This is a genomic window from Paraburkholderia caribensis (genome assembly GCF_002902945.1).
Taxonomy (GTDB): domain Bacteria; phylum Pseudomonadota; class Gammaproteobacteria; order Burkholderiales; family Burkholderiaceae; genus Paraburkholderia; species Paraburkholderia caribensis.
This window is the reverse complement of sequence record NZ_CP026101.1, coordinates 981538-1008065: the sequence shown is the minus strand read 5'-3', so window position 1 is coordinate 1008065 and position 26528 is coordinate 981538. Positions and strand designations below refer to the sequence as shown.

At 65.4% G+C, this 26528-nt stretch carries 22 protein-coding genes and 1 pseudogene; 14 read left to right on the top strand and 9 right to left on the bottom strand.

The window, feature by feature from the left end; genetic code table 11:
- Positions 1-44 precede the first annotated feature (44 nt).
- The 3 genes from C2L66_RS04485 (at position 45) to C2L66_RS04475 (ending at position 2112) form a co-directional block, all read left to right on the top strand.
- Positions 45-800 (top strand): AzlC family ABC transporter permease, encoded by a 756-nt coding sequence (locus C2L66_RS04485; RefSeq protein WP_409372587.1) that lies wholly within the window; start codon positions 45-47, stop codon positions 798-800.
- A complete protein-coding gene (locus C2L66_RS04480) occupies positions 797-1120 on the top strand; it encodes an AzlD domain-containing protein (RefSeq protein WP_060601742.1) in 324 nt (107 codons plus the stop codon). Before C2L66_RS04485 ends, C2L66_RS04480 begins: the two co-directional genes overlap by 4 nt.
- A 227-nt stretch (positions 1121-1347) precedes the next feature.
- On the top strand, positions 1348-2112 hold the full coding sequence (locus C2L66_RS04475; protein ID WP_035990141.1) for a DUF4088 family protein: 765 nt from the start codon (positions 1348-1350) through the stop codon (positions 2110-2112).
- A 54-nt stretch (positions 2113-2166) separates the two neighbouring features.
- On the opposite strand, the gene C2L66_RS04470 is transcribed toward C2L66_RS04475, so the two are convergent.
- From C2L66_RS04470 to C2L66_RS04460, 3 genes are all read right to left on the bottom strand, one after another.
- On the bottom strand, positions 2167-4413 hold the full coding sequence (locus tag C2L66_RS04470; RefSeq protein ID WP_060602764.1) for an ATP-dependent helicase: 2247 nt from the start codon (positions 4411-4413) through the stop codon (positions 2167-2169).
- A 121-nt stretch (positions 4414-4534) separates the two neighbouring features.
- Complete coding sequence (locus tag C2L66_RS04465) at positions 4535-4801, bottom strand: hypothetical protein (protein ID WP_060601746.1); 267 nt, start codon at positions 4799-4801, stop codon at positions 4535-4537.
- An 80-nt stretch (positions 4802-4881) separates the two neighbouring features.
- Positions 4882-5328 carry a hypothetical protein gene (locus tag C2L66_RS04460; protein WP_060601749.1) on the bottom strand — a complete coding sequence of 149 codons (447 nt, stop codon included), beginning with the start codon at positions 5326-5328 and terminating at the stop codon, positions 4882-4884.
- A 318-nt stretch (positions 5329-5646) separates the two neighbouring features.
- Between C2L66_RS04460 and C2L66_RS04455 the strand changes: the two genes are divergently transcribed.
- The 5 genes and pseudogenes from C2L66_RS04455 (at position 5647) to fumC (ending at position 12882) form a co-directional block, all read left to right on the top strand.
- Positions 5647-5865: an RNA-binding S4 domain-containing protein gene (locus C2L66_RS04455; RefSeq protein ID WP_054934124.1), complete on the top strand. Its 219-nt coding sequence runs from the start codon at positions 5647-5649 to the stop codon at positions 5863-5865.
- Positions 5866-6081: 216 nt separating this feature from the next.
- On the top strand, positions 6082-7464 hold the full coding sequence (locus C2L66_RS04450; RefSeq protein ID WP_054934180.1) for an MATE family efflux transporter: 1383 nt from the start codon (positions 6082-6084) through the stop codon (positions 7462-7464).
- Between the two features lie 1010 nt (positions 7465-8474).
- A pseudogene (panS, locus tag C2L66_RS04445) lies at positions 8475-9433 on the top strand (ketopantoate/pantoate/pantothenate transporter PanS).
- 264 nt (positions 9434-9697) lie between these two features.
- Entirely contained in the window at positions 9698-11386 is a 1689-nt protein-coding gene (locus C2L66_RS04440; protein ID WP_060601751.1) for a phospholipase D family protein, read from the top strand.
- Positions 11387-11481: 95 nt separating this feature from the next.
- Positions 11482-12882 (top strand): class II fumarate hydratase, encoded by a 1401-nt coding sequence (gene fumC, locus C2L66_RS04435; RefSeq protein WP_054934121.1) that lies wholly within the window; start codon positions 11482-11484, stop codon positions 12880-12882.
- Between the two features lie 58 nt (positions 12883-12940).
- Here the strand turns inward: fumC and C2L66_RS04430 are convergent, their stop codons facing one another.
- The 4 genes from C2L66_RS04430 to C2L66_RS41165 all read right to left on the bottom strand — a co-directional run bounded on the left by C2L66_RS04430 (position 12941) and on the right by C2L66_RS41165 (position 16237).
- A complete protein-coding gene (locus C2L66_RS04430; protein ID WP_035990128.1) occupies positions 12941-13447 on the bottom strand; it encodes an acyl-CoA thioesterase in 507 nt (168 codons plus the stop codon).
- A gap of 132 nt (positions 13448-13579) precedes the next feature.
- Positions 13580-14659 carry a GlxA family transcriptional regulator gene (locus C2L66_RS04425; RefSeq protein WP_060602767.1) on the bottom strand — a complete coding sequence of 360 codons (1080 nt, stop codon included), beginning with the start codon at positions 14657-14659 and terminating at the stop codon, positions 13580-13582.
- 32 nt (positions 14660-14691) lie between these two features.
- Positions 14692-15948 (bottom strand): MFS transporter, encoded by a 1257-nt coding sequence (locus C2L66_RS04420; RefSeq protein WP_060601754.1) that lies wholly within the window; start codon positions 15946-15948, stop codon positions 14692-14694.
- 148 nt (positions 15949-16096) lie between these two features.
- On the bottom strand, positions 16097-16237 hold the full coding sequence (locus tag C2L66_RS41165; protein ID WP_007588226.1) for a hypothetical protein: 141 nt from the start codon (positions 16235-16237) through the stop codon (positions 16097-16099).
- A gap of 188 nt (positions 16238-16425) precedes the next feature.
- On the opposite strand from C2L66_RS41165, the gene C2L66_RS04415 reads away from it, so the two are divergent.
- Positions 16426-17139 (top strand): ArsR/SmtB family transcription factor, encoded by a 714-nt coding sequence (locus C2L66_RS04415; RefSeq protein WP_060601757.1) that lies wholly within the window; start codon positions 16426-16428, stop codon positions 17137-17139.
- 153 nt (positions 17140-17292) lie between these two features.
- On the top strand, positions 17293-20022 hold the full coding sequence (locus C2L66_RS04410; protein WP_060601760.1) for a DUF6600 domain-containing protein: 2730 nt from the start codon (positions 17293-17295) through the stop codon (positions 20020-20022).
- An 87-nt stretch (positions 20023-20109) separates the two neighbouring features.
- On the opposite strand, the gene C2L66_RS04405 is transcribed toward C2L66_RS04410, so the two are convergent.
- Together C2L66_RS04405 and C2L66_RS04400 are read right to left on the bottom strand one after the other, a co-directional pair.
- The gene (locus C2L66_RS04405) at positions 20110-21081 is read right to left on the bottom strand and encodes a thymidylate synthase (RefSeq protein ID WP_054934116.1); all 972 of its coding nucleotides are present in this window, start codon (positions 21079-21081) and stop codon (positions 20110-20112) included.
- 253 nt (positions 21082-21334) lie between these two features.
- Positions 21335-22729, bottom strand: a complete 1395-nt coding sequence (locus tag C2L66_RS04400; RefSeq protein ID WP_035990122.1) for a sigma-54 dependent transcriptional regulator — start codon at positions 22727-22729, stop codon at positions 21335-21337.
- Positions 22730-23278: 549 nt separating this feature from the next.
- Between C2L66_RS04400 and C2L66_RS04395 the strand changes: the two genes are divergently transcribed.
- The 4 genes from C2L66_RS04395 to C2L66_RS04380 all read left to right on the top strand — a co-directional run bounded on the left by C2L66_RS04395 (position 23279) and on the right by C2L66_RS04380 (position 26477).
- Entirely contained in the window at positions 23279-23788 is a 510-nt protein-coding gene (locus tag C2L66_RS04395; RefSeq protein ID WP_060601764.1) for a hypothetical protein, read from the top strand.
- 81 nt (positions 23789-23869) lie between these two features.
- A complete protein-coding gene (locus tag C2L66_RS04390; RefSeq protein ID WP_060601767.1) occupies positions 23870-24421 on the top strand; it encodes a hypothetical protein in 552 nt (183 codons plus the stop codon).
- Positions 24418-25050, top strand: coding sequence for a hypothetical protein (locus C2L66_RS04385; protein WP_060601770.1), 633 nt, complete (start codon positions 24418-24420; stop codon positions 25048-25050). The genes C2L66_RS04390 and C2L66_RS04385 overlap by 4 nt, the downstream gene beginning before the upstream one ends.
- A gap of 29 nt (positions 25051-25079) precedes the next feature.
- Positions 25080-26477: a hypothetical protein gene (locus tag C2L66_RS04380; RefSeq protein WP_060601773.1), complete on the top strand. Its 1398-nt coding sequence runs from the start codon at positions 25080-25082 to the stop codon at positions 26475-26477.
- Positions 26478-26528 lie beyond the last annotated feature (51 nt).

Sequence of the window (26528 nt, the reverse complement as noted above, 5' to 3'; positions counted from 1 at the left end):
AACGTACAAGCCGCCGCTCCCTTGGCCCGGCTATCCTCGGCCCCATCGAGGAGAAAAGATTGACTCACCCTGCAAAACCCGCTCACCGTCTCAAGGAACTCACGGCCGGCGCACGCGACACACTGCCGATGATCATCGGCGCTTCGCCGTTCGGTGTGATCTACGGCACGCTCGTCGCTTCCGGTCCGCTGCACCTGTGGCACGGCCAGCTGATGTCGCTGGTCGTGTTCGCCGGATCGGCCCAATTCATCGCCCTCGGCCTGATAGCAGGGCACGCGAGCTATGCCGTCATCTGGGCGACGACATTCGTCGTCAATGTGCGACACGTGCTCTACAGCGCGACGCTCGCGCCGTACGTGTCGCATCTGCCGTCGCGCTGGCGCTGGGCGCTCGGCGGCCTGCTCACCGACGAAGTGTTCGCCGTCGCGTGGGCGCACTACCGGCTGCATCCGCCGGGTTCGGTCGGGCCGTACTACTTCCTCGGCTCGGGCCTGTCGATGTATCTCAACTGGCAGGTCTGGACGCTGATCGGCCTGTTGTTCGGCGCGGCCTTCCCCGGCCTGCAATCGCTCGGGCTCGACTTCGCGATGGCCGCGACGTTCATCGCGATCGTCGTGCCGCAGCTCGTCGCCGTGCGCTATCTCGCCGCGGCGGCCACGGCCGGCGCGCTGGCGTTCTTCTGGCAAGACTGGCCGTACAAGCTCGGCCTGCTGGGCGCCGTGTTCGTCGGCGTGACGGTCGGCGTGCTGCTGTCCTTGCCGGCGTTCCAGCGCACCCGCGCGGCGGAGGCATCGCGATGAACTACGTGCTTCTGATTCTCGGCATGGCCGTCATCACGTGGCTGATCCGCGCCGCCGTGTTCGTGCTCGGCGACCGCATCGTGTTTCCGCCGCTCGTGCGGACCGCGCTCGGCTTCGTGCCCGTCACCGTGCTGACGGCAATCATCGTGCCGATGACGGTCTCGCCGCACGGCACGGACGCCGAGCTCACGTGGCGCAACCCGCAGTTGGTCGGCGCGCTAGCCGCCGTTGCCGTCAGCGCCCTCACGCGCAGGCCGTTGCTCACCATCGCGGTCGGCCTCGCCGTGTTCTTTCTCTGGCAAGGCGTCCTGCTCAAGTAAGGCCGCGCACACGCCTTGCGCGCCGTTCGACCGGACGGCGCCGCCCTCAAGTTCCCTTTCGATCCGCCGATAAACACTCGTGGTCCGTGAACCCGGCAGCGTCTATCGACGGCATGCCGGCAAGCCGGACAAAACCGCGCCCGATATCGGTGCCGCCAGCGCACGGGGGCGCACGGCACGAGGCAAACGCCTCGACGGTATCGCGCGGTCGACGAAACGGGAAAAACATGGGTCAGATTACCCTTAACATCAAGGACGAAACGCTCGCATCCTTACGAAAGGATTTCGAGGCGTTCGTGCGGGTCTCAGTGAAACTGGACCCGCAGTTCGCAACGCCGTCGTTCGAGGATTTTCTGCGCGCAAAGCTCCTCGACAACATGGTGCCGCTGACGGAGCACGCCGTGCAGCGGATGCTGCAGGGCGGCCAGTACGCATGGGCGAAGCGCACGCTGGACAAGGAGTTTCCGGACGTCGTCGCGATCCTGATGAAGCAGGCGAACGAGTTTGGCTTCGGCTTCGCCGCGCGCACGGAATGGACGCCCGAGGAACTCGCGAAGCAGAGCCGCGAATGGGCGGCGGCGATCGTCAAGGAAGCAGAAGGCGCGCCTTCGCTGGTGGACCCGCTTGCCGCGCAGATCAAATCGGCGGCGCAGGACATCCAGACGCTCGAAGAAGTGATGCAGACGCCCGCGTGGCGTCTGGCCGAATCGCTGCGCCAGCGGGTGTACGAGGCGAAGGTCGCGTGCGAAACCAGCGTGGGCAGCGCCGCGCGCGAAAAGCTCGGCGAACTGCGCGGCCTGTTGCGCCTGGGCATTTCCCACGGTTCATTCCAGAAGCAGGAAGCGCAACAGATCATGGAATATCTGCGGCTCCTGAAGCCGGAGATTTTCGTCGAAGAACCGTACGACGTGTTCACGCGGCTCGCCGCCTGGCTGCGCAACTTCTTCATGCCGCCACCGCGCCCGCAGCAGCAACAGCGGCAGTCGCGCTAGGCGTTATCTCACGACACACGGCGTCGAACCCGGCGCCGTCGCATCGCGGCAAGCTCAGTCCCACATTTTTCTGAGCTTCGCCGCGATTTCTATTTTGGCTTGCGCGGCAGCGGCCAGCCCCGCTCGCGTCGGTGCCGACACGACGGGCGCGGGCGGCCACGCATGCGAATCGAACAGCGGCAACAGGTGCGCCGGAATGAAGCGTGTGCGCGACGCCCACACGTGCCGGTCGGCCAGATGCGTCTGGTTGTGCACGTAGAAGCGCTGCGGCATCACGATATGCAGGTCCTCTTTCGCGCGCGTCATCGCCACGTACAGCAGGCGCCGCTCCTCGTCGATTTCCTCCTCACTGCCCGTGCCGAGATCGGAAGGAATGCAGCCGTCGACGCCGTTGAGCACGAACACGTTACGCCACTCCTGCCCTTTCGCCGAATGGATCGTGGACAGGATCAGATAGTCTTCGTCGATCAACGGGACGCCGGACTCGTCGCTGGTGGCGTCGGGCGGATCGAGCGTCAGTTCCGTCAGGAAGCGTTCGCGAGAAGCGTACGTGCCCGCGATGCTCTCCATCTGCACGAGATCGGCCTGGCGAATGGACGCGTCCTCGTGGTTGCGCTCGAGATGCGGCTCGTACCAGCGCCGCACCATGTCGAACTCGGCGGGCCAGGGCGTCTGCCGTCCGCACGCCGACGCCATCATCGCCACGAACGGATGCCAGTCTTCGAGCGCGCGCGCCGGCGGCGCAAAGGCGGCGAGCGCGTTCGCCGTGCAGCCCGCAACGGCATTCGCGGCATCGGGCGCGCCGCCCGAGCGCAACGCGTCGGCGCGGGCGGCAATGTCATCGAGCACGCGTGCGGCTGTCGCCGGACCGACGCCCGGCAGCAACTGCACGACGCGAAAACCCGCGACGCGGTCGCGCGGATTCTCCGCCCAGCGCAGCACGGCCAGCACGTCCTTCACATGGACCGAGTCGAGAAACTTCAGGCCGCCGAACTTCACGAACGGAATGTTGCGCCGCGTCAGCTCGATTTCGAGCGCGGCGCTGTGATGCGCGGCGCGAAACAGCACCGCCTGCGCCTTCAGCTTCATGCCTGCTTCGCGCGCGGCGAGCACCTGCTCGACGATGTAGCGCGCCTGGTCCGCGTCGTCGGCGACCGTGACGAGATGCGGGCGTTGCGCTGATGCCTTGTCGGTCCACAGGTTCTTCGTATAGCGCTCGGAGGCAAGGCCGATCACCGCGTTCGATGCTTCGAGGATCGGTTGCGTCGAGCGGTAGTTGCGCTCCAGCGTGACCTGTTTCGCGGGTGGCTCGAAATGCGCGGGGAAGTCGAGAATGTTGCGCACGGTTGCGCCGCGAAACGAGTAGATCGACTGGGCGTCGTCGCCGACCACCGTCAGCCCGCGCCCGTCGGGCTTGAGCGCGAGCAGGATCGACGCCTGCAGGCGGTTGGTGTCCTGGTACTCGTCGACGAGCACGTGATCGAAACGGCTGGAAAGATCGGCGGCAATGGCGGGCTCGGCGGCCATGTGCGACCAGTAGAGCAGCAGATCGTCATAGTCGAGCACGCTTTGCTTCTGCTTCGCCTCGACATAGGCCGCGAACAGCATGCGCAGATCGGCTTCCCATTCGCGGCACCACGGGAACGCGCTGCCGAGCACGTCGGCCAGCGGCGCGCCCGTGTTCACGACGCGCGAGTAGATCGCGAAACACGCCGATTTCGACGGAAAGCGCTTTTCCTTTGCGGACAGGCCGAGTTCGTGCCGCACGAGATTCATCAGGTCGGCGGAATCCTCGCGGTCGTTGATCGTGAAGGTCGGCGCGAGGCCGATCAGATCCGCGTACTCGCGCAACAGGCGGGCGCCGACGCTGTGAAACGTGCCCGACCATGTCAGCCCCTGCGCAAGCGCCGCGCGCGTGCCGAGCGCCGCGCCCGCGATGCGCGTAACGCGCCGGGTCATTTCCAGCGCGGCGCGGCGCGAGAACGTCAGCAGCAGGATGCGGCGCGGATCGGCGCCCTTGACGACCAGATTCGCGACGCGGTGCGCGAGCGTGCTTGTCTTGCCGGAGCCCGCGCCCGCGATGACCAGCAGCGCGCCGGACGGATGCGCGATGTCGTCGGTGCCGTATTCGGCCGCTTCGCGCTGGGCGTCGTTGAGCTTCGCGAGCCAGTCGGCGGTGGCGGCGGCGGGCGCCGCTGTGGGCGCATCCGTCGGGGCAGCGGACGATGAGGACGGGGAATCGGCGACGGAAAGCACGATTGGCGGGTCGGATAGTGAGGGCGACGCATACTGTATATCCATACAACCCGCGACGACAAGCGCCCCATTTTTCATGCGCCCACAGCAACGAAAAAGCCCGGCGATCGCCGGGCTTCGCGAGGCGGCGTGGACCCGCCGCCGAACATATATCGGAAAGAACCGCTTACTGCGATTTTGCGTCTTTCACCTTTGCGTCGGCGTTCGCCTTATCGGCGTCGGCCTGCGCGTCGGCCTTCTTTTTGTCGGCCTTCGCCTGCGCGACGTCCGCCTTCTTGTTGGCCTTCGCCTGTTCCTTGGCGGCCTTGTTGTCGGCGTGCGTCATGGGCTCGGTGGCGGGATCGTGGGTCGTCTGGGCGACCGCGAGGGTCGTCATGCTGCCCGCGATCAGCGCCGCGCACAGCGCACTCATCGTTTTCCCGGTAGTTTTCATTCTGTCCTCCCTCTTTCTGACTTCAAAAGCTTGCAGGCGATCGCGGCGCCTGTCGCATCACAGGCGCCGGACGCCACTGATCAGTTATGCGCTTCGCCCGATGCCGCCGCGCCTGTCGGCTGGCCTTGCATCTCGGCCTTCAGTTCGTTCGACGCAGCCGCCTTGTCGGCCTTCTTGTTGAGCTTCGCGTTGCCGACCTGGTCCTTGTAGGCGTCCTTCGCGGCCTTTTGCTGCGCCTTCAATTGCTGCTTCGACAGCTTTTTCTGTGCGCTGTACTCGGCGTTTGCCTGAGCGTCTGCGTTGCGTTTCTGGACGAGCGGGTCGGTCGAGCCGGGCGCCGTCAGATTCTGCGGCGCGGGTGCCGGCATCTGGACGCCTTGCGCGGCGGGTGCGGCGGCGGGCGCCTGCTGGACCTGAGCCTGGGCGGACACGTCCGCGGAAGGCTGGGCAGCCGTCTGGGCGAATGCGGCAGTCGACGCCATCGCAGTCAGGGCGGTACCGATCAGGAGCGTACGGAGCTGGTTCATGGCAATCCTCTCTGAAGTTTGTCGATATCGGCACGCGGGCGGTGCGGTCGGCGCGAATCGGCCGATGCCGTGCCCGCTTTTCAGCCTGCCGGAAAAATCCAGCAGGCTATTCCACAGACCGAGGCTTTGCGAGTGAAGTTCGCCACGAAAGACGTCTGTTACTCAACGTTTCATTTCCTGACAACTGCATAACATCTGCTTGCAAATGCTCCGGCGTGTCGCCATTCATTCGCGCGCGAGCGTCGGGCGGCGCGCGATGGCTTATGATGCGAATCGCTTTTCAACGACCCTGCCGACCCTCAGTCGATCGCAACTGCCATGCCCAACCTCGATTTCACCCTGACCGGCGACTACGTCGAACTCCACAATCTGCTGAAGATTACGGGCCTCGCGGACAGCGGCGGATCGGCGAAAGTGATCGTTGCGTCGGGTGCCGTGACGGTCGACGGCCGGGTCGAAACGCGCAAAACGTGCAAAATCCGCGCGGGACAGGTCGTGCTGTTAGGCGACACGCGGATCGCCGTGCACGAGGGCTGACGTTCGCCAGACCTGCCCGGACGTCGCAACAAGGCCGCCGCGATATGCGGTTTGCATCAGTCAAGCCTTCCCGCCGCCGCAAACCCGCACCAAAAATGTGCCTGTTGATCGACAGCGCCGCGTTCCCGCAATAAGCTGTCCGTCTGGACAGAAAAACAAATGGCGCGCGGCGCACTTGCCGAGCGTGTCGCCCTTTCGCGCAACAGCGCTTCGAACATGAATCCAACCGGAATGTCCCGCGCGCTCAGCGGGCCGCCCACTCTTTCTCGTCACGCCGCCGACACGGCGCGTCTTGCCGCTCCGCTTGCCATTGCCCAGCTGTCGCAGATGGCGATGAGCGTCACCGACACCGTGCTGCTCGGCTCGCTCGGCCCTGACGCGCTCGCGGCGGGCGGCCTCGGCGCGAACCTGTTCTTTGTCGTGGTGACGCTGCTGCAAGGCGTGTTGACGTCGGTCAGTGTGAGCGTGTCGCATGCACGCGGGGCGCAGGCCGAGGACCGCGTGCCGCATATCTACTGGACGGGTTTTTTGCTGTCGTGGTTGCTGGCCGTGCCGGCGTTCGTGCTGCTGTCGTTCGCGGGGCCCATCATGACGGCGTTCGGCGAGCCAGCGCTGCTTGCCCACAACGTCGGCGAATACTGCGCGGTATTGCGCTGGGGCGCGCCTGCCAGCCTGATCGGGATCGGCCTGATGCGCTCGTTCCTGCCGGCGATCGGCGCCGCGCGACGGCTGTTGTGGGTGTCGATCGGCGGCGTGTTCGTCAATGGCTTCCTGAACTATGGGTTGATCCATGGCGCGTACGGCTTGCCGCGAATCGGCTTCCTGGGGTCGGGGGTGGCGACGACGATCACGGTATGGCTCACGGCGCTCACGCTGATGGGCCTGCTGCATCTGCGGCCGCGCTTCCGGCATTTCGTCACGGCCACGCGGCCGAACGTGCCGTTGATGGGCGAGTTGTTCGGGATCGGCTGGCCGGTGGCGATCACATACGGTGTCGAATCGATGTTGTTTCTTGCTACGGGGCTGATGGTTGGACTGCTGGGCGAGTCGCAGCTGGCGGCGCATCAGATCGCGCTGAATGTGGCCTCGGTGGCGTTTATGGTGCCGCTCGCGATTGGTCAGGCGGCGAACGTGCGCGTCGGGTTCTGGTCTGGTGCGGGGCAGCCGCTCGCCGCGCGGCATGCGGGGTTTGTCGCGCTGGGGCTGGGGGTCGGGTTTATGTGCCTGTCGGGGCTGTTCTTGATCGCGGCGCCGCGGTTCATTGTCGGACTGTATTTGCATCTGGACGATCCGGCTAATGCGCCGACTGTGGCGCTGGCCAGTTCGCTGTTGGGCGTGGCCGCGATTTTTCAGATTGTCGACGGAATGCAGACGGTGGGGTCTGGGTGCTTGCGCGGGCTGAAGGACACGCGGGTTCCGATGATTGCGGCTGCGTTCGGGTATTGGGGGATTGGGTTTCCGACGGGCTATACGCTCGCGTTTCATTTTGGGCTCGGAGCCCGGGGGTTATGGTGGGGACTCGCGGCTGGGCTTGCGAGTGTCGCGGTGTTGATGACGTTGCGGTTTCATCGCAAGAGTTTGCGGATTGTGGGGGGGTGAGTTTTTTGCTTTGCCTTCGGGCGAGGGTTTGGGGGGCGCCTCTGCGGCGCGTGCGGTTTGGTTTTTTGCTCGTCTTTGCGCTGGCATCCGCGTTTTGCTTTTGCTTTCGCTGGCATCCGCGAATTGTTAGCGTGCTTCAGGCGTCGCCGGCGGTGTGCGTTTGCCTTTGCGCTGGCATCCGCGATGCGTTAGCGCGCTTCAGACGTCGCCCCTGTGCGGGGCGGCACCTACTTTTCTTTGCCGCCGCAAAGAAAAGTAGGCAAAAGAAAGCGGCTCACACCGCCAGTGCTAATTCTTGCCTGAGGGCCCCCACAGGTTCTTACGCTTCACACGGCGACCACATGATCCACGTCCGTTGCTAACGCTCTGAATGAGCGCCTCACCCACTTCACGCACCTGCGTTTCAGCGCACCGCGCCGGACAGTCCACGGCCGCCCAGGTGGCAAACTGTGTGTAGGTTGTCGCGTCGTATGGCTTGGCGCTCTTACCGGGTGGGACTCATGCGCTATCGGTCCGGAGTGGTGCGCGTATGGCGCGAAAGCCGACACACAGTTTGCCACCTGGGCGGCACATACCATTCGCTGCCGCTGGCTCATGTATGGGTGTTTGAAGTGGGTGAGGCGCTCGTTCAGCGCGTTGGCAACGCACACGAACCAGGGCGTTGCGGTGCGAAGTGTGGGGACGTTGGGGGCCCGTGGGCAAACGTCAAGAATTGGCGGTGTGAGCCGCTTTCTTTTGCCTACTTTTCTTTGCGGCGGCAAAGAAAAGTAGGTGCCGCCCCGCACAGGGGCGACGCTTGAAGCTAGATAACAATTCGCGGATGCCAGCGAAAAGCAAAACAACGCAAACCAAACCGTCCACGCACAAAGCCTCAATACCCGAATACCGGCGCAAAAAGCAAAAGCAAAAAGCAGAAACAGCAAAAAAACCAAACCAAAAACAACCCCAACCCCGACAGGTAAAATGCCCGCCGCATCCAGGCGAAAAAAACAACCCCAAGGACCACTTCAATGCTTGCCCGCATCACCCGTCTTTTCCCGCTGTGGGCCGTGCTGGCCTCCGTAGCCGCGTACTTCTCGCCCTCCTCCGTAACGGGCATCGCCCCCCACGTCACCACGCTCCTCACGATCATCATGCTGTCGATGGGCGTCACCCTCTCCATCAACGATTTCCGCCGCGTCTTCACCCGGCCCGCGCCCGTCGTCGCGGGCATCGTGCTCCATTACCTCGTGATGCCGCTCGCCGCATGGGCAATCGCAAAAGCACTGCACATGCCGCCCGATCTGACAGCAGGCATGGTCCTGGTAGGCAGCGTCGCAAGCGGCACAGCATCGAACGTGATGATCTATCTCGCGCGCGGCGACGTCGCGCTGTCCGTCACGATCAGCGCCCTGTCGACGCTCGTCGGCGTGTTCGCAACGCCGCTCCTCACCCGCCTGTACGTCGACGCGTCGATCGCCGTCGACGTGCACGGCATGCTGATGAGCATCCTGCAAATCGTCGCGCTGCCGATCATCGTCGGTCTCGTCGTCAATCATCTCGCCGGCAAACTCGTGCGCAAGATCGAGCCCGTGCTGCCGCTGGTCTCGTGGTGTCGATCCTGCTGATCATCGCAGCCGTGGTCGGCGGCACGCAGAAGAGCATTGCGTCCGTCGGACTCGTCGTCGCGCTGGGCGTGGTGCTGCACAACGGCATCGGCCTGCTCGGCGGCTACTGGGGCGGACGCCTGCTCGGCTTCGACGAGGCCGTGTGCCGCACGCTCGCGATCGAAGTCGGCATGCAGAACTCCGGCCTCGCCGCGACCCTCGGCAAGCTCTACTTCACGCCGATCGCCGCGTTGCCGGGCGCACTGTTCTCCGTGTGGCACAACCTGTCGGGCTCGATGCTCGCAGGCTTCTGGGCAGGTCGCCCCGCCAAAGGCTCGACCGCCGATCAGGACGCAAACGCGCTGGCCCGCGAGCGCGTCTAAAGTCCGTCTACCGCTTCCCTTCCCGTTTCCTCCTGACACGCGGGCGCGTTTTTTTCACGCTGCGCCGCGTGTCGCGCAGACACGTCACCCACACGCCTCTCCCCCGCGCCAGATGCCGTCCCGGCTCATCCCATACCAGGCACGCGCGTTGCAGGGCCGGATTGTGTCGCTATCCGACCCGCATTAACGATTCCCCGTAGAATGGTCCGGTCGATAGACGACGCCAAGACGGCCATCCATGCCGCTCAAAGTGGAGGAACAAGCGTGTCGGCTAATAACACGAACGGCGCCACCGCATCGCAGCATCAACAGGATCAACGCAGTACCCGCATCTCGCGTCACGCGCCAGGCTCGATCTTGATGCGCGCGTTCGCGCTCATCGTGTCGGCGATGCTGCTGGCAGCATGCGCGGAGCGCCCGCCCGCCACCGCGTTCGACCGCCCCGTCACGCACGCCCTGCCCGCCACCGAGGCCACGCCGCTCGCCGCCGCGCTCGCCGCGCCCGAGCGCGCACATCCGGGCCAGTCGGGATTTCGCGTGCTGTCGGACGGCACGGAAGCGCTGCAGATGCGCATCGCGCTCGCGCGCGCAGCGACGAAGACGCTCGACATGCAGTACTACATCGCCGAGGAAGACACGACGGGCAAGCTGCTGCTCGCGGCCGCCCTCTACGCGGCCGATCACGGCGTACGCGTGCGCATGCTGGTCGACGATCTGAACTTCAAGGACATCGATCGCGTGATGGCCGCGCTGAATTCGCACGACAAGATCGAGATCCGCGTGTTCAACCCGTTCGGCAGCTCGGAAACGAGCTTCTATCAGCGCAGCCAGAACCTCTTCACGAAGGTCGGCGCATTCACGCGGCGCATGCACAACAAGGCGATGATCGCGGATAACCAGATCGCGATCGTCGGCGGCCGCAATCTCGGCGACGAATACTTCAGCGCGAGCCCCACGCTGCAGTTCCGCGATATCGACGTGCTCGCGGCCGGCCCGATCACGGCCGACGTTTCCGCAAGCTTCGACGCGTATTGGGGCGACAGCAACGCGTACCCGCTACGCGCACTGAACAAGCAGAAGTTCGATCCTCACGAGCTCGACGACATGCGCAACGAACTGCGCGCGCACTGGCGCAAGAACGCCGATCCTTATAACGCGAAGCCGCTGAACGCGACGCCGCTCGCCGCGCAGATCGCGAAAGAGGAACTGGGGCTCGTGTGGGCGAGCGCCGAGTTCAAGGTCGATTCGCCCGAAAAAATGAAGCTGCCCGCCGATCAATACAAGAGCCCGCCGATGCAGCGGCTCGTCGAACTGATGCACGACGCGCAGCGGGAATTTCTCATCACGTCGCCGTATTTCGTTCCGCACCAGGCGGGCGTCGACGCGCTCGGCCAGCTCGTGCAGCGCGGCGTGACCGTCAAGGTGCTGACCAATTCGCTCGCCGCGACCGATGCCGTCGCTGTGCAGGCGGGCTACAGCCCGTACCGCGTGCCGCTGCTCCAGCGCGGCGTGCAGTTGTACGAGTTCAAGCCGACGCCAGGCGACGAGGCGCCGAGGGCTGGCCTGTTCGGCTCGCAATCGAAAGCGAGTCTGCATGCGAAAACCTATGTGATCGACCGCAAGACGCTGGTCATCGGCTCGATGAATCTCGATCCGCGCTCGGCGCATCTGAATACGGAGCTGGCGCTCGTGATCCACAGCCCGCCCCTCGCCGACAAGGTCGCCCAGCTCTTCGACCAGGCGACGGCGCCCGGCGTCAGCTATCGCGTGACGCTCGCCACGCCGTCCGAGCTGGCCACGCTGCGCTACTCGGCGACGCCACAGGCGAAGCTCGTCTGGACCGACGAGGAAAACGGCCAGATTCGCCACTACAACCTCGATCCCGGCGCGGGCTTTTACCGCAACGCGCTGACGGGTCTATTCTTGTTGCTGCCAGTCGACGAGCAGTTATAACGGCGCAGTCTCACGTGCAGACGCTTTGCAAACCAGCTGCAGCGTGCGCCACTTTCCCGGAAGCCTTCCGATCACCTAGTCAAGCGGAGTAGAACATGACCGAAAATGTGCGCATGGAACGCGATACGTTCGGCGAAATCGCCGTGCCGAGCGCGAAATTGTGGGGGGCGCAAACGCAGCGTTCGCTGCAGAACTTCAAGATTTCGACGGAAAAGCAGTCGCCCGAACTCGTCACCGCGCTCGCGATCATCAAGCGCGCCGCCGCCGAAGTGAACCTGAGCCTCGGCGTGCTCGACGCGACCAAGGCGAAGGCGATCATGGCCGCCGCCGACGAGATCATCGAAGGCAAGCACCCCGACGAATTTCCGCTCGCGGTCTGGCAGACGGGCTCCGGCACGCAGACCAACATGAACCTCAACGAGGTGATCGCCAACCGTGCAAGCGAGCTGATGGGCGGCGAGCGTGGCGAAGCGCGCCTCGTGCATCCGAACGACGACGTGAATCGCGGACAATCGTCGAACGACGTGTTTCCGACGGCCATGCACGTGGCGGCTGCCGTCGGCATCGTCAAGCATCTGCAGCCGTCGCTGAAGGCGCTGCGCGAGACGCTCGATAAAAAATCGAAGGCATTCGCCGATATCGTGAAGATCGGCCGCACGCACTTGCAGGATGCGACGCCGCTCACGCTCGGCCAGGAATTTTCCGGCTATGTCGCGCAACTCGATCACGGCGCGAAGCACGTCGAATCGGCGCTGCCGCATCTGTACGAACTCGCGCAAGGCGGCACGGCCGTCGGCACGGGCCTCAACGCGCACCCGAAATTCGCCGACGAAGTGGCGGCGGCGATCGGACGTCTGACGGGCCTGCCCTTCGTCTCAGCGCCGAACAAATTCGAGGTGATGGCAGCCGCCGACGCGCTGGTGTTCGCGCACGGCGCGCTGAAGACGCTCGCGGCGAGCATGATGAAGATCGCCAACGACGTGCGCTGGCTCGCGAGCGGTCCACGCTGCGGCCTCGGCGAACTGTCGATTCCCGAAAACGAGCCGGGCAGCTCGATCATGCCGGGCAAGGTGAACCCGACGCAGTCCGAAGCGGTGACGATGCTGTGCTGTCAGGTGTTCGGCAACGACGTGGCCGTGAACATTGGTGGCGCGAGCGGCAACTTCGAATTGAACGTGTTCCGGCCGATGATCGCCCACAACGTGCTGCAGTCGGTGCGCCTGCTTGCCGACGGCATGCAGAGCTTCAACGACAACTGCGCAGTCGGCATCGAGCCGAACCGCGAGCGCATCGATCAACTGCTCAATGAATCCTTGATGCTCGTGACGGCGCTCAACCCGCACATCGGCTACGACAAGGCCGCGAAGATCGCCAAGAAGGCCCACAAGGAAGGCACCACGCTGAAGGCCGCGGCGCTGGCGCTCGGCTATGTGACGGAACAGCAGTTCGACGAATGGGTGCGCCCGCACGACATGGTCGGCAACGCGAAGCCGTAAAACCCTTCCGCGAGGCTCTCTTCGCGAACATGCAGAGAGCCTCGGCGCGCAGGCTCGCTTACACCTTGCCCTGTGCCACTTCCTCGGGCTTCAGGTCGACGATCGCATCGAGCGCGGCCTTCACGTCCATCGCGTACTTCGCTAGCGCCTTGTGCTCGTCGGTTTGCGGCTCGAACGAGGGCACGGGCACCGGGCTGCCGTTCTCGTTGACGGCCACCATCACGACGAGACAGTCGGTGGTTTGCAGCAGTTCGCCGCCTTTCGGGTCGCCGGCATAGACGGACACATGAATGTGCATGCTGGTGCGCCCCGTCGCCACGACGCGCGCGCGCAGCTCGACCAGATTGCCGACGTGAATCGGCCGACGAAAGCGGATATTGCCGACGCTGACCGTCACGCAATAGCGGCTCGACCAGACGGCCGCGCACGCGTATGCCGTTTCGTCGATCCATTTCATCAGCGCGCCGCCGTGCACCTTGCCGCCGAAATTGACCGAGGTCGGTTCGGCGAGGAAGCGGAACGTGGTTTCTGAACGATCCAGCGGCGCAGCGGTTGGCGTGCTCATCTTGACTCCCGTCACACAAATCGAAAGGAGCCGATTATACGAGCGCAATAAGGCGGCCGCTGTCCTATCGGGCGGTGGGCGTCATTCGACGCATGCGAGATGCCGGGAAGCGCCGCCCGGGCGGCGTTTGGTTCATCGCAGCGCGGACGCGAAGCGCTCGCGGTAATCGAGCGGCAACACGCCGAAACTGCGCATGAACGCGCGCCGCAAGTTCTGCTCGCTGCCAAAGCCGCAATCTAGCGCAATCCGCTTCAACGGGCGGCGCGATTCGGCCAGCGCCCGCGACGCCGCCTCCAGCCGCATCGCCGATACCGTTTTCGCGGGCGTGCGGCCCACCTCGTCGACATAGCGGCGCGCGAACGTGCGCGGGCTCATGCTCGCTTCTTCGGCAAGCCGCTCGACGGACAGGTCGCCGTTCAGGTTCGACGCCATCCAGCCGTGCAGGCTGTCGAACGCGCCGCCCGCCGACGCCTGCGCCGCGAGCGCCGCGCTGAATTGCGACTGGCCGCCCGGCCGCTTGACGAACACGACGAGGCGCCGCGCGACCTGCATCGCGACGGGATGCCCGTAATCCTCCTGGATCAGCGCCAGCGCGAGATCGATGCCCGCTGTCACGCCCGCCGACGTCCACACGGCGCGCGAATCGTCTGCCTCGACGCCATGCAGCGGCTCGCGGATGAAAATCGGCTCGGCATCGACATGCACGCGCGGGAAACGCTCCGCAAGGCGGTGCGCGTCGCGCCAGTGGGTCGTCGCGCGGCGTCCGTCGAGCACGCCCGCCGCCGCCAGATAAAACGCGCCCGTGCACACCGAACAGACGCGCCGCACGTGCGGCGCGCGCCGCGCAATCCAGTCGATCAACGCGGGCTGCAGCGTGCGCGGATCGTCGACGGGAATGCCAGGGACGATCAGCGTGTCGATCGGCTCGTCGTCGAGCGCATCGAGGCGCTGCGTGACGACGGGCAAGCCGGGAAACGTGTCGAGCACGCCGCCGTCGATCGACGCGACCGTGGTTCGATATGCGACCGGCTCAAGCCGTTCGCCAGACGCCGGCGCCACGCGGCGCGCGTCACGCACGGTCAGCTCCGCGCGATGAAACGCTTCGAGCGGGCCGCAAGCGTCGAGCAGCACGAGTTCGGGCGCGACGGCGAAAACGATGTGGCGAACCTGCGGCGCGGGCGTGTCGAGGGGTTCGTCGATAACGTGAGGCATCAATAGATCCTTGAGCGGCAGGGTTCGACCTTTCACATACCGGACGCCGCAACCACCTGTCTGCGCGACCATGCAAAGGTGATCGTCGCCAGCGCGGCGAGCGCGAGGAACGGAAAAATCGCCACGTTGATGGCGGCCCAACCGAGATGCGCGAGCATCTGTCCCGCGCATAGCGAGCCGAGCGCGGAGAACGCGAAGGTGGTGAATTCGCTCGTCGCCTGCGTCTTCGCGCGCTCGGACGGCCGATACGATTGCGCGAGCAGCGTCGTGCCGCCGACGAACATCAGGTTCCAGCCGACGCCCAGGCACGCGAGCGCCGCATAGAAATGCGGCAGGTCGGTCGAGCGCAGCGCGAGCACGCCGCACAGCGCCGACAGCACGATGCCCGCGCCGATCACGCGCAGCACGCCGAAGCGCGCGATCAGCCGCGCCGAGAAAAACGACGGCGCGAACATGCCGACCAGATGCCATTGAATGATCTGCGCGCCATCGCCGATCGAGTGCCCGCACGCGACGGCGGCGATCGGCGTGGCCGTCATCACGAACATCATCACGGCGTAACCGAGCGCGTTGTTCGCGAGCGCGGCCACGAAGATCGGCTGCCGGACGATCGCACGCCAGGGCCGCGCAGGTTCGCGGTGCGCGGCGGCATCCATGTGCGGCGCGGCGTCGCGGTAGAGGCTCGCCAGCAGCGCCATCGACAGCACGCCGAGTCCCGTCACCAGCGCATACGAGCCCGCGAACGCGACGGGCGCGAGCCAGTCCTTGCTCCACGCCGCCAGCGCCGGTCCGAGCACGGCTGCAACGACGCCGCCCGTGAGCACCGTCGAGATCGCGCGGCTCTTGGCGTCGGCGGGAACGGCGTCGGCGGCGGCGAGCCGGTAGTACTGCGCAAACGCCTGAAACACGCCGACGGTCGCCGTCCCCGCACAAAACGCCCAGAAGCTCTGCTGAAAAATCGCATACACGGAGATCGCGCCGCCCGCCGCACCGATGCCCGCACCGAGCAGAAAGCCCGCGCGACGGCCGATACGCGCCATCAGGAACGACGCGAAAACCGTCGTCAGCGCGGCGGCAACGGTGATCAGCGAAAACGGCAGCGTGGCCAGGGACTTGTCGGCGGCGAGCGTGTAGCCGACGAGACCCGTGAGCGTCAGATCGATCGAAACCGACGACGTGTAGAGCGCCTGGCAGACGGCGAGCACGCGCGCAGCGCGCCGGCCGTGCGGGTCGGCATGACCGGGTACATCAGCGCGGACGGCGGAAGCGGTGGGAATGGGTGGCGGCATCGGTGGCCTCGAGGCTGGGTGACGATGCCGGCATCGTCACATCGATTGCTCTGGCAGAAAGGCCAATGATGCATCAATTTCTGCCAGCCACGCACGTTCGGTTGGCGGCTCGCGGTTCGCGGGGTAGCGGCCAGATGCCGCGCGCGGCTCACTTGCGGAATGTGACGCCTTCGTCGATCGTGCCGTACATCGTGATGCTGCCCGACCCCGCCGACGACGAGCCCGAGCCGCCCTGCGCGCAAGCGCTGCACAGGACGACGGCGATGACCACGGCAAACAGGATTTTCATGACTGCGTTATTCGCTACACGGAAGAAAGCCTTTCGATTCTAGCCTGGCGCCTTTGACCGCCGCAGATTGTCTTGCCGGGCGACGCACGCGAGAATGCATCCGACGCTTCACGACAGCCTGAAACATCGAATGCGCATTCCGCCTAGAGTGGAGCCGTGACTAGCGCAACCAGAAACAGGAGACCCCGATGGCCGCTGCGTTTCCCTCCGAACCGAATCACTTTCCCGGTTTGAGCCGCATCGGCGCGCTGCTCGCCGATCCCGGCCGCGCCGCGATGCTGTGGGCGTTGATGGACGGCACCGCGCGTCCCGCGGGCGAACTGACGCTGATTGCGGGGCTGTCGCCGTCGGCGGCGAGCGCGCATCTCGCGCGGCTGACGGATGGCGGGCTGCTCGCGCTCGAAGTGCGCGGCCGGCATCGCTATTTCCGCATCGCGTCGGCGGAAATCGCGTCGACCATCGAGGCGCTCGCCAATGTCGCGCAAGCCACGGCCCCGCAACGCACCGTGCCGCGTCCGGCGCGCACCGTTCCCGTCGACATGCGCTACGCGCGCACCTGCTACGACCACATGGCGGGCGAAGTGGCCGTGCGGGTCTACGAGCGGCTCATCGGCGGCGGTCTGCTGGCCGTCCACGGCGACGCGCTCGAAGCGACCTCCGACGGCACGGCGCTGCTCGCGCAATGGGGCATCGACGTGTCGCAGCAGCGCGGGCGCCGCCGGCGCTTCGCCTGCACCTGCCCGGACTGGAGCGAGCGGCGCCCGCATCTCGGCGGCGCGCTTGGCGCCGCGCTGCTCGATTCGTGGTCGTCGCAGGGCTGGGTCGAACGCACCGAGCGGCCACGAATCCTGCGCGTGACGCCCATCGGACATCGTCAGTTCGACGCGTTCCTCGGCCATTGACGATCGATTCGTCCGACCAAAGCGAGCCACGCGACAACTTTTGTTACAGCGCCGTCTGGATGGCTTACAAATGACAGCGCCTTGAAACAGGGGCCAAAGGTACAGTGACTTCACACGGCGCCGCCCGACGCGGCGCCCGATGGAGCGACAACCATGAAATCACTCGCCACACCCGGTACGACATCCAGACACGCTAACCCTGGCCTTCGACGCGATGCGCGTCGGGCTTCGCTCGTGGCGCTCGCCGTCGCGGGCGCCTTGACGGCGCTTGCGCTGCAGAGCGCCGCGGCACAGGACGCGCCGCCGCCCGGCAACTATGCGCAAACCGCGCCCGACAGCGATCCGCCCGGACGCATCGCGCGCCTGAACTACATGGCGGGCACGGTCACGACCGAACCGGCAGGCGCGTCCGACTGGTCGTACGCGCAGGTCAACCGCCCGCTCACGACAGGCGACCAGTTGTGGAACGACAGGAATGCCCGCTCGGAACTGCACATCGGATCGACAGCCGTGCGCATGGGCGGGCAAACCAGCCTCGATATCCTCAACCTCGACGACAACAGCGCACAGCTGAAAGTCGCGCAAGGCACGCTGTCGACACGCGTGCGCGCGATCGCGCCGGGCTCGTCCTATGAGATCGACACGCCAAACCTCGCGCTGGGTGTGAACAGCCCCGGCGACTACCGCGTCGACGTCGCGCCCGATGGCAGCAGCACCACTGTTACCGTACGCAGCGGCAGCGCGACCGTCTATGGCGACAACGGTCAGATGCCCGTCGGCGCCGGGCAGCAGGTCACGTTCACGGGTACCAGCCTGCAACAGGTAGCCGCCGGCGGCGCGCCTGGCGCCGATCCGTTCGATCAGTGGGCAGCAAGCCGCGATGCCGCCGAGGAGCGCTCGGTGTCGGCGCGCTATGTGTCGCGCGAGATGCCCGGCTATCAGGATCTCGACGCGAACGGCACATGGCGCAGCACGCCGCAGTACGGCCAGGTGTGGGTGCCGAATCAGGAGCCGGCCGGCTGGGCGCCGTATCGCGACGGCCATTGGGCCTGGCAGGCGCCATGGGGCTGGACATGGGTCGACGACGCGCCGTGGGGTTTCGCGCCGTATCACTATGGCCGCTGGGCTTATGTCGACGATTCATGGGCCTGGGTGCCGGGACAGGCCGCCGTCAGCGAGCCGCCCGTCTATGCGCCTGCCCTCGTCGCCTTTGTCGGCGATGGCGATGGCGGCGGCAGCGACTGGGGCGTGAATCTCGCTGTCGGCGGTGCGGCGGCGGCAGGTCTGGCGTGGTTCGCGCTCGGGCCCGGCGAGCCGTGGCATCCGCACTGGGGCCGCGACCATGACTGGAGCCCGCGCTATTACGAGCGCGTGAACAACACGGTCATCGTCAACAACCGCGTGGATATCCATAACAACATCCACAACACGTACATCAACTATCGCGCGCCAGGCGCCGTGACGGCGATGCCAGCGACGGCGTTCGTCCACGGACAGCCGACCAACCGCTTCGCACATCGCGCCGATCCCGCGCAATGGCGCAACGCCCGCTTCAATGCGGGCGCGCCGGGCATCGCGCCCGTCAGGCAGAGCTTCGGGCCCGGCACGCGCAACGCCGCGTATCGTCCGCCGGCGAACGTGATGGCGCGGCCTGTCGTCGGTACGCGCAATCCGGGCGTCCCCGCTGCGTTTCATGACCGGCTGGCGCAGAGCTTCGCGCAAGGCGGCCACGGACGCGTGCCGGGCGCGGGCGAGCCGATCGTTCATACGTCGGTGCCGGCACGCTTCGGTGCGCAGACGCTCGGCGGGAATGGTCCGGTCGCGAACGTTCGGGTCGTGCGCTCGCATGCGCCAGGGCAGATGCCCGGTGCCATGCCAGGTGCGCCCGTGGCAGGTGCTGCGGGCGGCCCGGGCGCTCAGCGACCCGGCGGCCGTGCGCCGCAGGGTGAGCAGCAACGCATGCCGGGACACGGCTTCGCACCAGGACAAATGGCGGGCGCGCCGAATGGCCAGCGGGCGGGTGGCGGCGAGGCGCCGCAGGGCAATGGCCAGCCGCACAGCGTAGCGGGGCAGCCGGGGAACGGCGTACCGCGTCCGCCGCAATTTGCGGGCGGCCGCCCGATGAACGGCATGCCTCAACAGCCGGGTCAGCCCGGAAACGCGCAACGGCCCGATACCGTGGCGGGTCAGCAGCGTGAACCCATGTGGACACAGCACCACGCGCCAATGGCGCAGCAACACGGCAATCCGCAGCAGCCAGGCGCGGCACAGACGCCTGGACAGCGTCCGCCTATGTCACAGCCGGGTCAGGTCGCGCAGCAGCGCGAGCCAGCGCAAAGACCGGGGAATGGGTTCGGCGGCGCCGTTGTACAAGGACAGCCGCCGCATGGCCAGGATCAGCGTGGGCAGCCCGCACCGGTGCAGCAGGCTCAGGCCCAAGCACGTCCGGAGATGCATCCGCAACCCCAAATCCAACAGCCGCCGCGAGCCGATATGCGATCGCAACCGCAACAGCAGGCGCGTCAGGAATTCCGTCCGCAGGCCCAGGCCCAGCCTCAGCCACGTCCGGAGGCTCGTCCGCAGCCGCAGCAACCGCAACAGCAGGCTCGCCAGGAAATCCGGCCGCAGCCGCAACCTCAGCCGCGTCCCGAGTTTCATCCGCAGCCGCAGCAACCGCAGCAGCAGGCTCGCCAGGAAGTGCGTCCGCCGCCGCAACCTCAGCCGCGCCCGGAGTTTCATCCGCAACCGCAGCCTCAGCCGCAACCGCGCCAGGAGGCCCGTCCGCCGCAACAGGTGCAGCAGCCACATCCGCAACCCCAACCTCAGCCGCATCAGGACCAGCGCACGACGGGGGGCGGACACGACGAGCATCATCGCGGGTAAGAAGCGGCGTCACGCCGCAAACAGAAACGCCCGCCGCGAATCGCGGCGGGCGTTTCCCGTTCAAGTCGAAGAAGAACCGTGTACGGATCAGATCGCCATCGGCGCCGTCAGCGGTTCGTGATGGCGATAGCCGATCAGCGAGAAATCGGACGGCTCGATCTTCTCCAGCCACTCGGGCTCGTAGACGCCCGTCTTCGCATACTCGGGCACGCGCTCCGAAATCGAGAGCTGCGGGCTTTCGTACGGATCGCGCATCAGTTGCTGCTGCAACATGTCGAGCTGATTCTCGTAGATGTGCGCGTCGCCGATGAAGTACGTGAACCAGCGCGGCGTATAACCCGTCAGGCGGCCGACGAGGTGCAGCAGCGCCGCCCCTTCCGTCAGGTTGAACGGCGTGCCGAGGCCGACATCGTTGCTGCGGATATAGAGGCACAGCGAAATCTCGCGCTTCGCGACGTTCGGCAGGAACTGATACAGCAGATGGCAAGCCGGCAGCGCGATTTCTTCGAGCACGGCGGGATTCCACGCATGAAACAAAATCCGGCGGTCGGACGGATTCTTCATGATCGTGTCGAGACACTGGCGAATCTGGTCGATCGCCTTGTACAACAGCACCTTCTGCACGCCGTCTTCCTCGAACGTGGTGACGGGCGCGTAGCCGCGCGATGCCGCATCTTCGAGCTGCGCGCTCGCCGTCGCGTCGAGCACCTTGTAGGCGGGCCACTTGCGCCACTGCACGCCGTACACGTCGCCGAGGTCGTCCGGGCCTTGCCGGTAAGGATTGGCGAGCCACTGAGCGTTTTCGTTTGCGTTTCCGTCCCAGACCTTGCAGCCGAGCGCGCGGAAATCGGCGGCACTGCGCGACGCGCGCAGAAAGCCGATCAGTTCGCCGATTGCCGATTTGAACGCGAGCTTTTTCGTCGTCACGGCGGGGAAGCCCTGCTGCAGATCGAAGCGCAACATCGCCCCCGGCATGCTGATCGTGCGGATGCCGGTGCGGTTTTCCTGCCAGCTGCCGGTATCGAGGATCGTGCGGACGAGGTCGAGGTACTGTTTCATGCGGGTTCCTTCGGCAGAACGCTGGGCGCGCCGGACCGTTTCTGGGAAAACCCCGATTCTAGCAAGCCGGGCGAACGCACGTGAACGCGTCGGGCGCGCCGGCAGAACCGTCGCATAGGCAACCATCGCGAGTCTGAACGCTTCATGCACCGCAGATCGCGGCGTTTGGGAACGGACGCTTCGCAAACAAAAAGCCCGGTCAATCGACCGGGCTTTTGTCCTTACGCCAATCAGGTGGCCGCGCGGCAAGCGCTCACAGATGCGGCATGGTAGACGGCAACTCCGCGTGCGGTGCGAGCGGCTCGCTTTCCATATGCCGCATGCCGTGCGAGCACAACAGGCGGTACAGCGTGACGCGCGAAATACCGAGTTCCTGCGCGGCATCGCCCAGACGGCCGCGATGACGCAGCAGCGCCAGTTCGATCGCCTGGCGCTCGGCGGCCTCGCGCGCCTGCGCAAGCGACACCGGTACGATTTCGACATACTCGGCCAGTTCGAGATCGCGCGCCGTGATGGCCCGCCCTTCCGACATCACGATCGCGCGCCGCACGCGGTTGATCAGCTCGCGCACGTTGCCCGGCCAGCTGTAGTTGTGAAGCGCCGCGATCGCATCGGGCGCAAAGCCACGCAGCCGGCGGCTCGCATCTTTCCTGAAACGTTCGAGCATATGCCGCGCGAGCAGCTCGATGTCCTTGCCGCGCGCCCGTAGCGGCGGCTCGTCGATCTGCAGCACGCACAGCCGGTGATACAGGTCCGAACGGAACCGCCCTTCGATCATCGCCGTGTTCATGTCGACGTGCGTCGCGGAGATGATCCGCACGTCCACTTCGATCGAGCCATGTCCACCGAGCCGCTCGACCTTGCGCTCCTGAAGGAAGCGCAGCAGGCTCGCCTGGCTTTCGAGCGGCAGGTCGCCGATTTCATCGAGGAACAGCGTGCCGCCGTTCGCCGCTTCGACGCGCCCGATCTTGCGCTGGTTCGCGCCCGTGAACGCGCCGCGCTCATAGCCGAACAATTCGGATTGCAGCAGATGCGGAGGAATTGCGCCGCAATTGATGGGAATAAACGGCGCGTTGCGGCGCGACGAGCGCTCGTGAATGGCAACGGCCGTGAGTTCCTTGCCCGTGCCCGATTCGCCGGAAATGAACACGGGGGCGTCGGTCATCGCGACCTTGCGGATCGAGCGGAACAGCGCGAGCATCGCGTCGCACGACCCGACCATTTCGCCTTCCGTGCCGCCTTGCGACGCATCATTGGACGCTGGCTCGCCAAGCGAAACCATGCCATATGCATGACCGACTGAATCGACGATCCGGTCGCCCGAATAAGGCACGGTAACGTAATCGAAACAATAGTCGCGCACGAGCCGGCGCAATGCGGCGTCCTGCAACTGACCCGCCATCGTGGTGGCGACCCAGCCGACATTCGGCATGGTCAGACACGATTCGAACGCCGCGATTTCATGCTGCTGGAAACAGCTCGACAGATCGAGCAGACCACCCGCCGCCATCCCCGAGCGCACGGCGCGGCGGGCATCGCGTGCCGAACCGACGACCTCGACATGCCACCCGCGCTCATGAAAACGCGTGTTCAACTCCGCGCTGGGATCTCTTGATACGTAAATCAGTTGCCGCGTGGCGGATTCCATTATTCAGATCCTCTCGTCAACGAACGTTAAGGATGACGGCATGTGCTGATCTGGATTTAGCTTTTCAGGCACGCCTATTCGCACGGGATTCGCAAACAGCGAAAACCGAACGGCCATTCCATTCCGTACGGACAGCTGATCCCCGAAAAACGGCGCGTGTATTGAAACGGCCCAGTAGTGGGCTTTTTAAAATCGTATGCTGTGGATGAGAGCTTACTATACGCGCGAGCCGTCGAAAACAAATATGCGAACTAAATCGTTTAGCCTTGTCCGATAAGGGTTTGTGGTTCATGAGCATGCTCATTGGGGACCGATTAAAACGGTGGAAGCGCATTCACCATACTTTTTTATCAACGTACTACGCATGACTCGCGCTTAACGCATCGATTTGAAATCGGCGTGTTTTCGGGCCCAGGTTTCAGACCTGAAACGTTTACCTCCGATTTGACTCGGCCAACAGCCGCACCAATTCGCCACCTCCAATTCCATCAATGGATTGCGACAGATGGCACACGTTTCGCTAAATGTCCCTCACCAAGGAGAGACATCATGCGACTCGCTTTCCGCATCGACTCGAACCACATTTCACTACTGCCCGCCGGCGTCGCCGTGTGCGTCGCACTTGCACTGTCGTCAATGTCAGCTGGCGCAGCTGATACGGCTGATACATACGCACAGGCACCCTTCGCGGATGCGGCAAACGTGACGGCGCCCGCCGCGCAGCAGACAACCGAAGTCGTCGCGGAAGAGACGCCGGACGTGATCGCGGACACAACGACGGGTGTGGATGTTGCTAACGGAATTACCCCGAATGGCTCACAGTTCACGAACGTGCCGGCCGACAGCGCCGCGACGAGCGACTTCGCGCTGGACGACCAGATGCTGTCGCGCCAGCGCGGCGGCGCGGCGGGCATGGTGATGGTCGCGGCGACGCCGCAGTTGCTGCGCGGCTCGGCCGTCACGCTGTGGGACGAAATCGCGCCGCCGTCGCCGCTGCCCATTCCCATTGATGCCGCGCGCGCCGCACAAGGTAACGTAGCGAACTACCAGAGGAAGTAACACGGCAACACGACATTGCAGACAAAAGAGATCAGTGCAGACTGTTTCGCACTCCAAATTTGATAGTCGGGGACATACAACATGATCGCTTCATGGGGGACGCTGTGCAGCCGCGCAATGGGTGCAATTAGCACGTTTGGCGCGCCACGGCTCGCGACACGGCTGACCGTCATCGGCGGTCTCGCCGGTCTCGCCGGTCTGTCTGCCGCCGGCTTCGCCGGCCCGGCCTTCGCACAGGCCGCGAACCCGGGCGACATCGTCGTGCAGCGCGAGATCGCCCCGCGCATCGCCTATGCGCCCGTGCCGAAAGACCAGAACCCCGTCAGCGCGCGCGTCTCGACCTTCCCCGCCACCACCTTCAACCCGACGATGGCGCAAGTCGCGTCGGATGCCGACCTGACCAACGCGCACGGCTCGACGGGGCTCGACAGAAGCGTCGCGGGCGGCGCCGGCCTGCAGGCCGTCACGCGCATCCTCACGGGCAACACCACGAACAACAACGTCGCGCTCAACTCGGGCGGCATCGGCCAGCCGGCGCCGGGCGTCGGCGGCAACATTTCGTCGTCGGTGACGGGCGCGCTGGCGCCGCTGTCTACCGCGCTCGGCGGCGCGCTCGGGGGACTCGGAAAATGAATACGCTACTTCGCCTGCTTCCACTACTCGCGGCACTCGCGCTCGCCGCCGGACAACCGTCGTACGCGCAGCAGGTGGGGCGCGTGAGCGGCGACGTGAGCGGCGACGTGAGCGGCGACGCGAGCATCGCCACGGGCGCCGCCGTCAGCGCGACGGGCGCAGTCACGGTGAATCAGGCTGCGGGCCTGAACAACGCGCAGGCCAACCAGCTGACGATCACCAACGGCAACGCCGTCGCGAACGACAACGCGAGCATCCAGAGCGCCACTGCGCGGGTGCGGGTGCCGAGCGCGCGCGCGTCGATCGAAGGCAACGCATTTTCGAATTCGTCCGGAGCGGTGATGGTGAACCAGTCTGCGGGCGCAGGGAACCTCCAGCGCAACAGTGTGCTGCTCGGCACTGTGGCGCCTGGGGTCGAGACCGTCCCGGATGGGGTGCTATCCGCGACGGCCGCGAACAACGGCGGTCACGGTCGAGCGGTCCCACCACAAGGCGTCCGCGAGACCAGCATTTCCAGCGATGCCTTCAAGAACGTCAATGGAATCGTGCAGATCAACCAGACTGCCGGAGCCGGCAATGCCACGGCGAACAGTTTTGTGCTCCGTCCCCCGGCGGGCACGCTTTTCTAACTGACCATAACCAGTATCGGAGCGAAACCATGAAGCGCACTCTCATTGCAGCAGCCGTTCTCGCAGCCGCTTCCTCCAGCGCCTTCGCGAGCCCGCTGAAGAACCCGTTCATTTTCAATGCGACGCTGGTTGGAGAAGCCGTCGGGATCGAAGGATTCGTCACGCTGTTCGGCTGCGTCGGCGTCTCCAGCACGGCGGGCGCAGTCGTCAACAATTCGCAGCACGCGTACGCGAACGCCTCGCTCAGCCCGAATGCGCAGTCGTACACGTCCGGCTCGATCACGACGCGGATCGACAACAGCTACAAGTCGATCAATAGCGGCGGCAGCGCATGGGCATCGCGGTCGACCTCGCACTCGTCCGAGTCGTATGGCGCGCAAGGCCATCAGGCATCGTCGGCCTATGCGTATGGCAGCCAGAGCAGCTCCGTCAAGGGCGGCGGCTTCGAGTTCAGCGCACAGGCGGCGTCGATTGGCGGCAGCTTCAGCCATGAAAGCCAGAACGCCGGCGGTCACATCTCGGCAGGCGGACATGCAGGCGTCAGCTACGAAACGGGTTCGCACTACAACCCGTGGACGGGCGACTCCTCGGGTCATGCCAGCATCTCGGGCGGGCTGTCGGCGGGCTACAAGGAATCGAGCTACCGCAACAGCGAGCAGATTGGCGGATCGTTCGGCGCAGTCGAAGCCTCGGGCCAGGGCAAGGCGTGGGGCTACGAGGCCAGACAGGGCTCGGGTTACAAGGCCTACGCCGAACAGTCGAGCGGCTATGAAGTCGAGAAGTCGAAGTCGCACGACAGCGTCGCTGCGCAATGGGGCCTCAACGCGTCGACCGCGAAGACGGACGTCGAAGTTTATGGCTCGGTCACGCAGCACATCAACACGCAGAAGGCGGGCAACCTGACGGCGACCACGGGCAGCAACGCCGCGCAGAACGTGAGCGGCAACATCGGCGTCAACATTGCGGAAGGCGTCAACAACGCGCAAAGCAACGACGCAGCGCTCGCTTCCGTCGATGCCGGCAACGTGTTCGGCAATGCCCAGGTCTTCAACAGCCAGAGCTCGGGCGGCAAGGCCAGCATCAAGAACTTCAACGTCAACGCCTCGGTCGGCGACGGCTCGCTGCAGTACGCGTCGGGCAATGTCGGCGTGAACGTCGCGTCGGGTATCAGCAACGTGCAGAACAACAGCATGGCTGCTTCGACGTCGACGGTCTCGCGCAGCCACGGCAGCGCGGCCATGGTGGCAACGGATGAGTCGTCGCAAACGGCGGGCGTGGACTTCCGTGGTTCGTTCGAAGGCACCGCGATGCTCGGCGCAGGCGCGCTCAGCCATGCGACGGGCAACATCGGCGTGAACATCGCGGGCGGCGCGGGCAACGTGCAGCACAACGGGCTCGCCATCGCTTCGATGAACACCAGCCGCTAAAAAGAGGCAGCTGAAACAGGCAGCCATACGGGATGCGCCGGCGGCCAATGC

Bases quoted from the DNA above. Each gene is read 5' to 3' on its own strand.
- C2L66_RS04450 (WP_054934180.1), top strand. From the start codon at position 6,082: ATGAATCCAACCGGAATGTCCCGCGCGCTCAGCGGGCCGCCCACTCTT.
- C2L66_RS04400 (WP_035990122.1), bottom strand. From the start codon at position 22,729: ATGGAATCCGCCACGCGGCAACTGATTTACGTATCAAGAGATCCCAGC.
- C2L66_RS04425 (WP_060602767.1), bottom strand. From the start codon at position 14,659: ATGCCTCACGTTATCGACGAACCCCTCGACACGCCCGCGCCGCAGGTT.
- C2L66_RS04395 (WP_060601764.1), top strand. From the start codon at position 23,279: ATGCGACTCGCTTTCCGCATCGACTCGAACCACATTTCACTACTGCCC.
- C2L66_RS04380 (WP_060601773.1), top strand. From the start codon at position 25,080: ATGAAGCGCACTCTCATTGCAGCAGCCGTTCTCGCAGCCGCTTCCTCC.
- C2L66_RS04390 (WP_060601767.1), top strand. From the start codon at position 23,870: ATGATCGCTTCATGGGGGACGCTGTGCAGCCGCGCAATGGGTGCAATT.
- fumC (WP_054934121.1), top strand. From the start codon at position 11,482: ATGACCGAAAATGTGCGCATGGAACGCGATACGTTCGGCGAAATCGCC.
- C2L66_RS04410 (WP_060601760.1), top strand. From the start codon at position 17,293: ATGAAATCACTCGCCACACCCGGTACGACATCCAGACACGCTAACCCT.
- C2L66_RS04420 (WP_060601754.1), bottom strand. From the start codon at position 15,948: ATGCCGCCACCCATTCCCACCGCTTCCGCCGTCCGCGCTGATGTACCC.
- C2L66_RS04415 (WP_060601757.1), top strand. From the start codon at position 16,426: ATGGCCGCTGCGTTTCCCTCCGAACCGAATCACTTTCCCGGTTTGAGC.
- C2L66_RS04475 (WP_035990141.1), top strand. From the start codon at position 1,348: ATGGGTCAGATTACCCTTAACATCAAGGACGAAACGCTCGCATCCTTA.
- C2L66_RS04385 (WP_060601770.1), top strand. From the start codon at position 24,418: ATGAATACGCTACTTCGCCTGCTTCCACTACTCGCGGCACTCGCGCTC.
- C2L66_RS04455 (WP_054934124.1), top strand. From the start codon at position 5,647: ATGCCCAACCTCGATTTCACCCTGACCGGCGACTACGTCGAACTCCAC.
- C2L66_RS04465 (WP_060601746.1), bottom strand. From the start codon at position 4,801: ATGAAAACTACCGGGAAAACGATGAGTGCGCTGTGCGCGGCGCTGATC.
- C2L66_RS04460 (WP_060601749.1), bottom strand. From the start codon at position 5,328: ATGAACCAGCTCCGTACGCTCCTGATCGGTACCGCCCTGACTGCGATG.
- C2L66_RS04430 (WP_035990128.1), bottom strand. From the start codon at position 13,447: ATGAGCACGCCAACCGCTGCGCCGCTGGATCGTTCAGAAACCACGTTC.
- C2L66_RS04470 (WP_060602764.1), bottom strand. From the start codon at position 4,413: ATGGATATACAGTATGCGTCGCCCTCACTATCCGACCCGCCAATCGTG.
- C2L66_RS04405 (WP_054934116.1), bottom strand. From the start codon at position 21,081: ATGAAACAGTACCTCGACCTCGTCCGCACGATCCTCGATACCGGCAGC.
- C2L66_RS41165 (WP_007588226.1), bottom strand. From the start codon at position 16,237: ATGAAAATCCTGTTTGCCGTGGTCATCGCCGTCGTCCTGTGCAGCGCT.
- C2L66_RS04480 (WP_060601742.1), top strand. From the start codon at position 797: ATGAACTACGTGCTTCTGATTCTCGGCATGGCCGTCATCACGTGGCTG.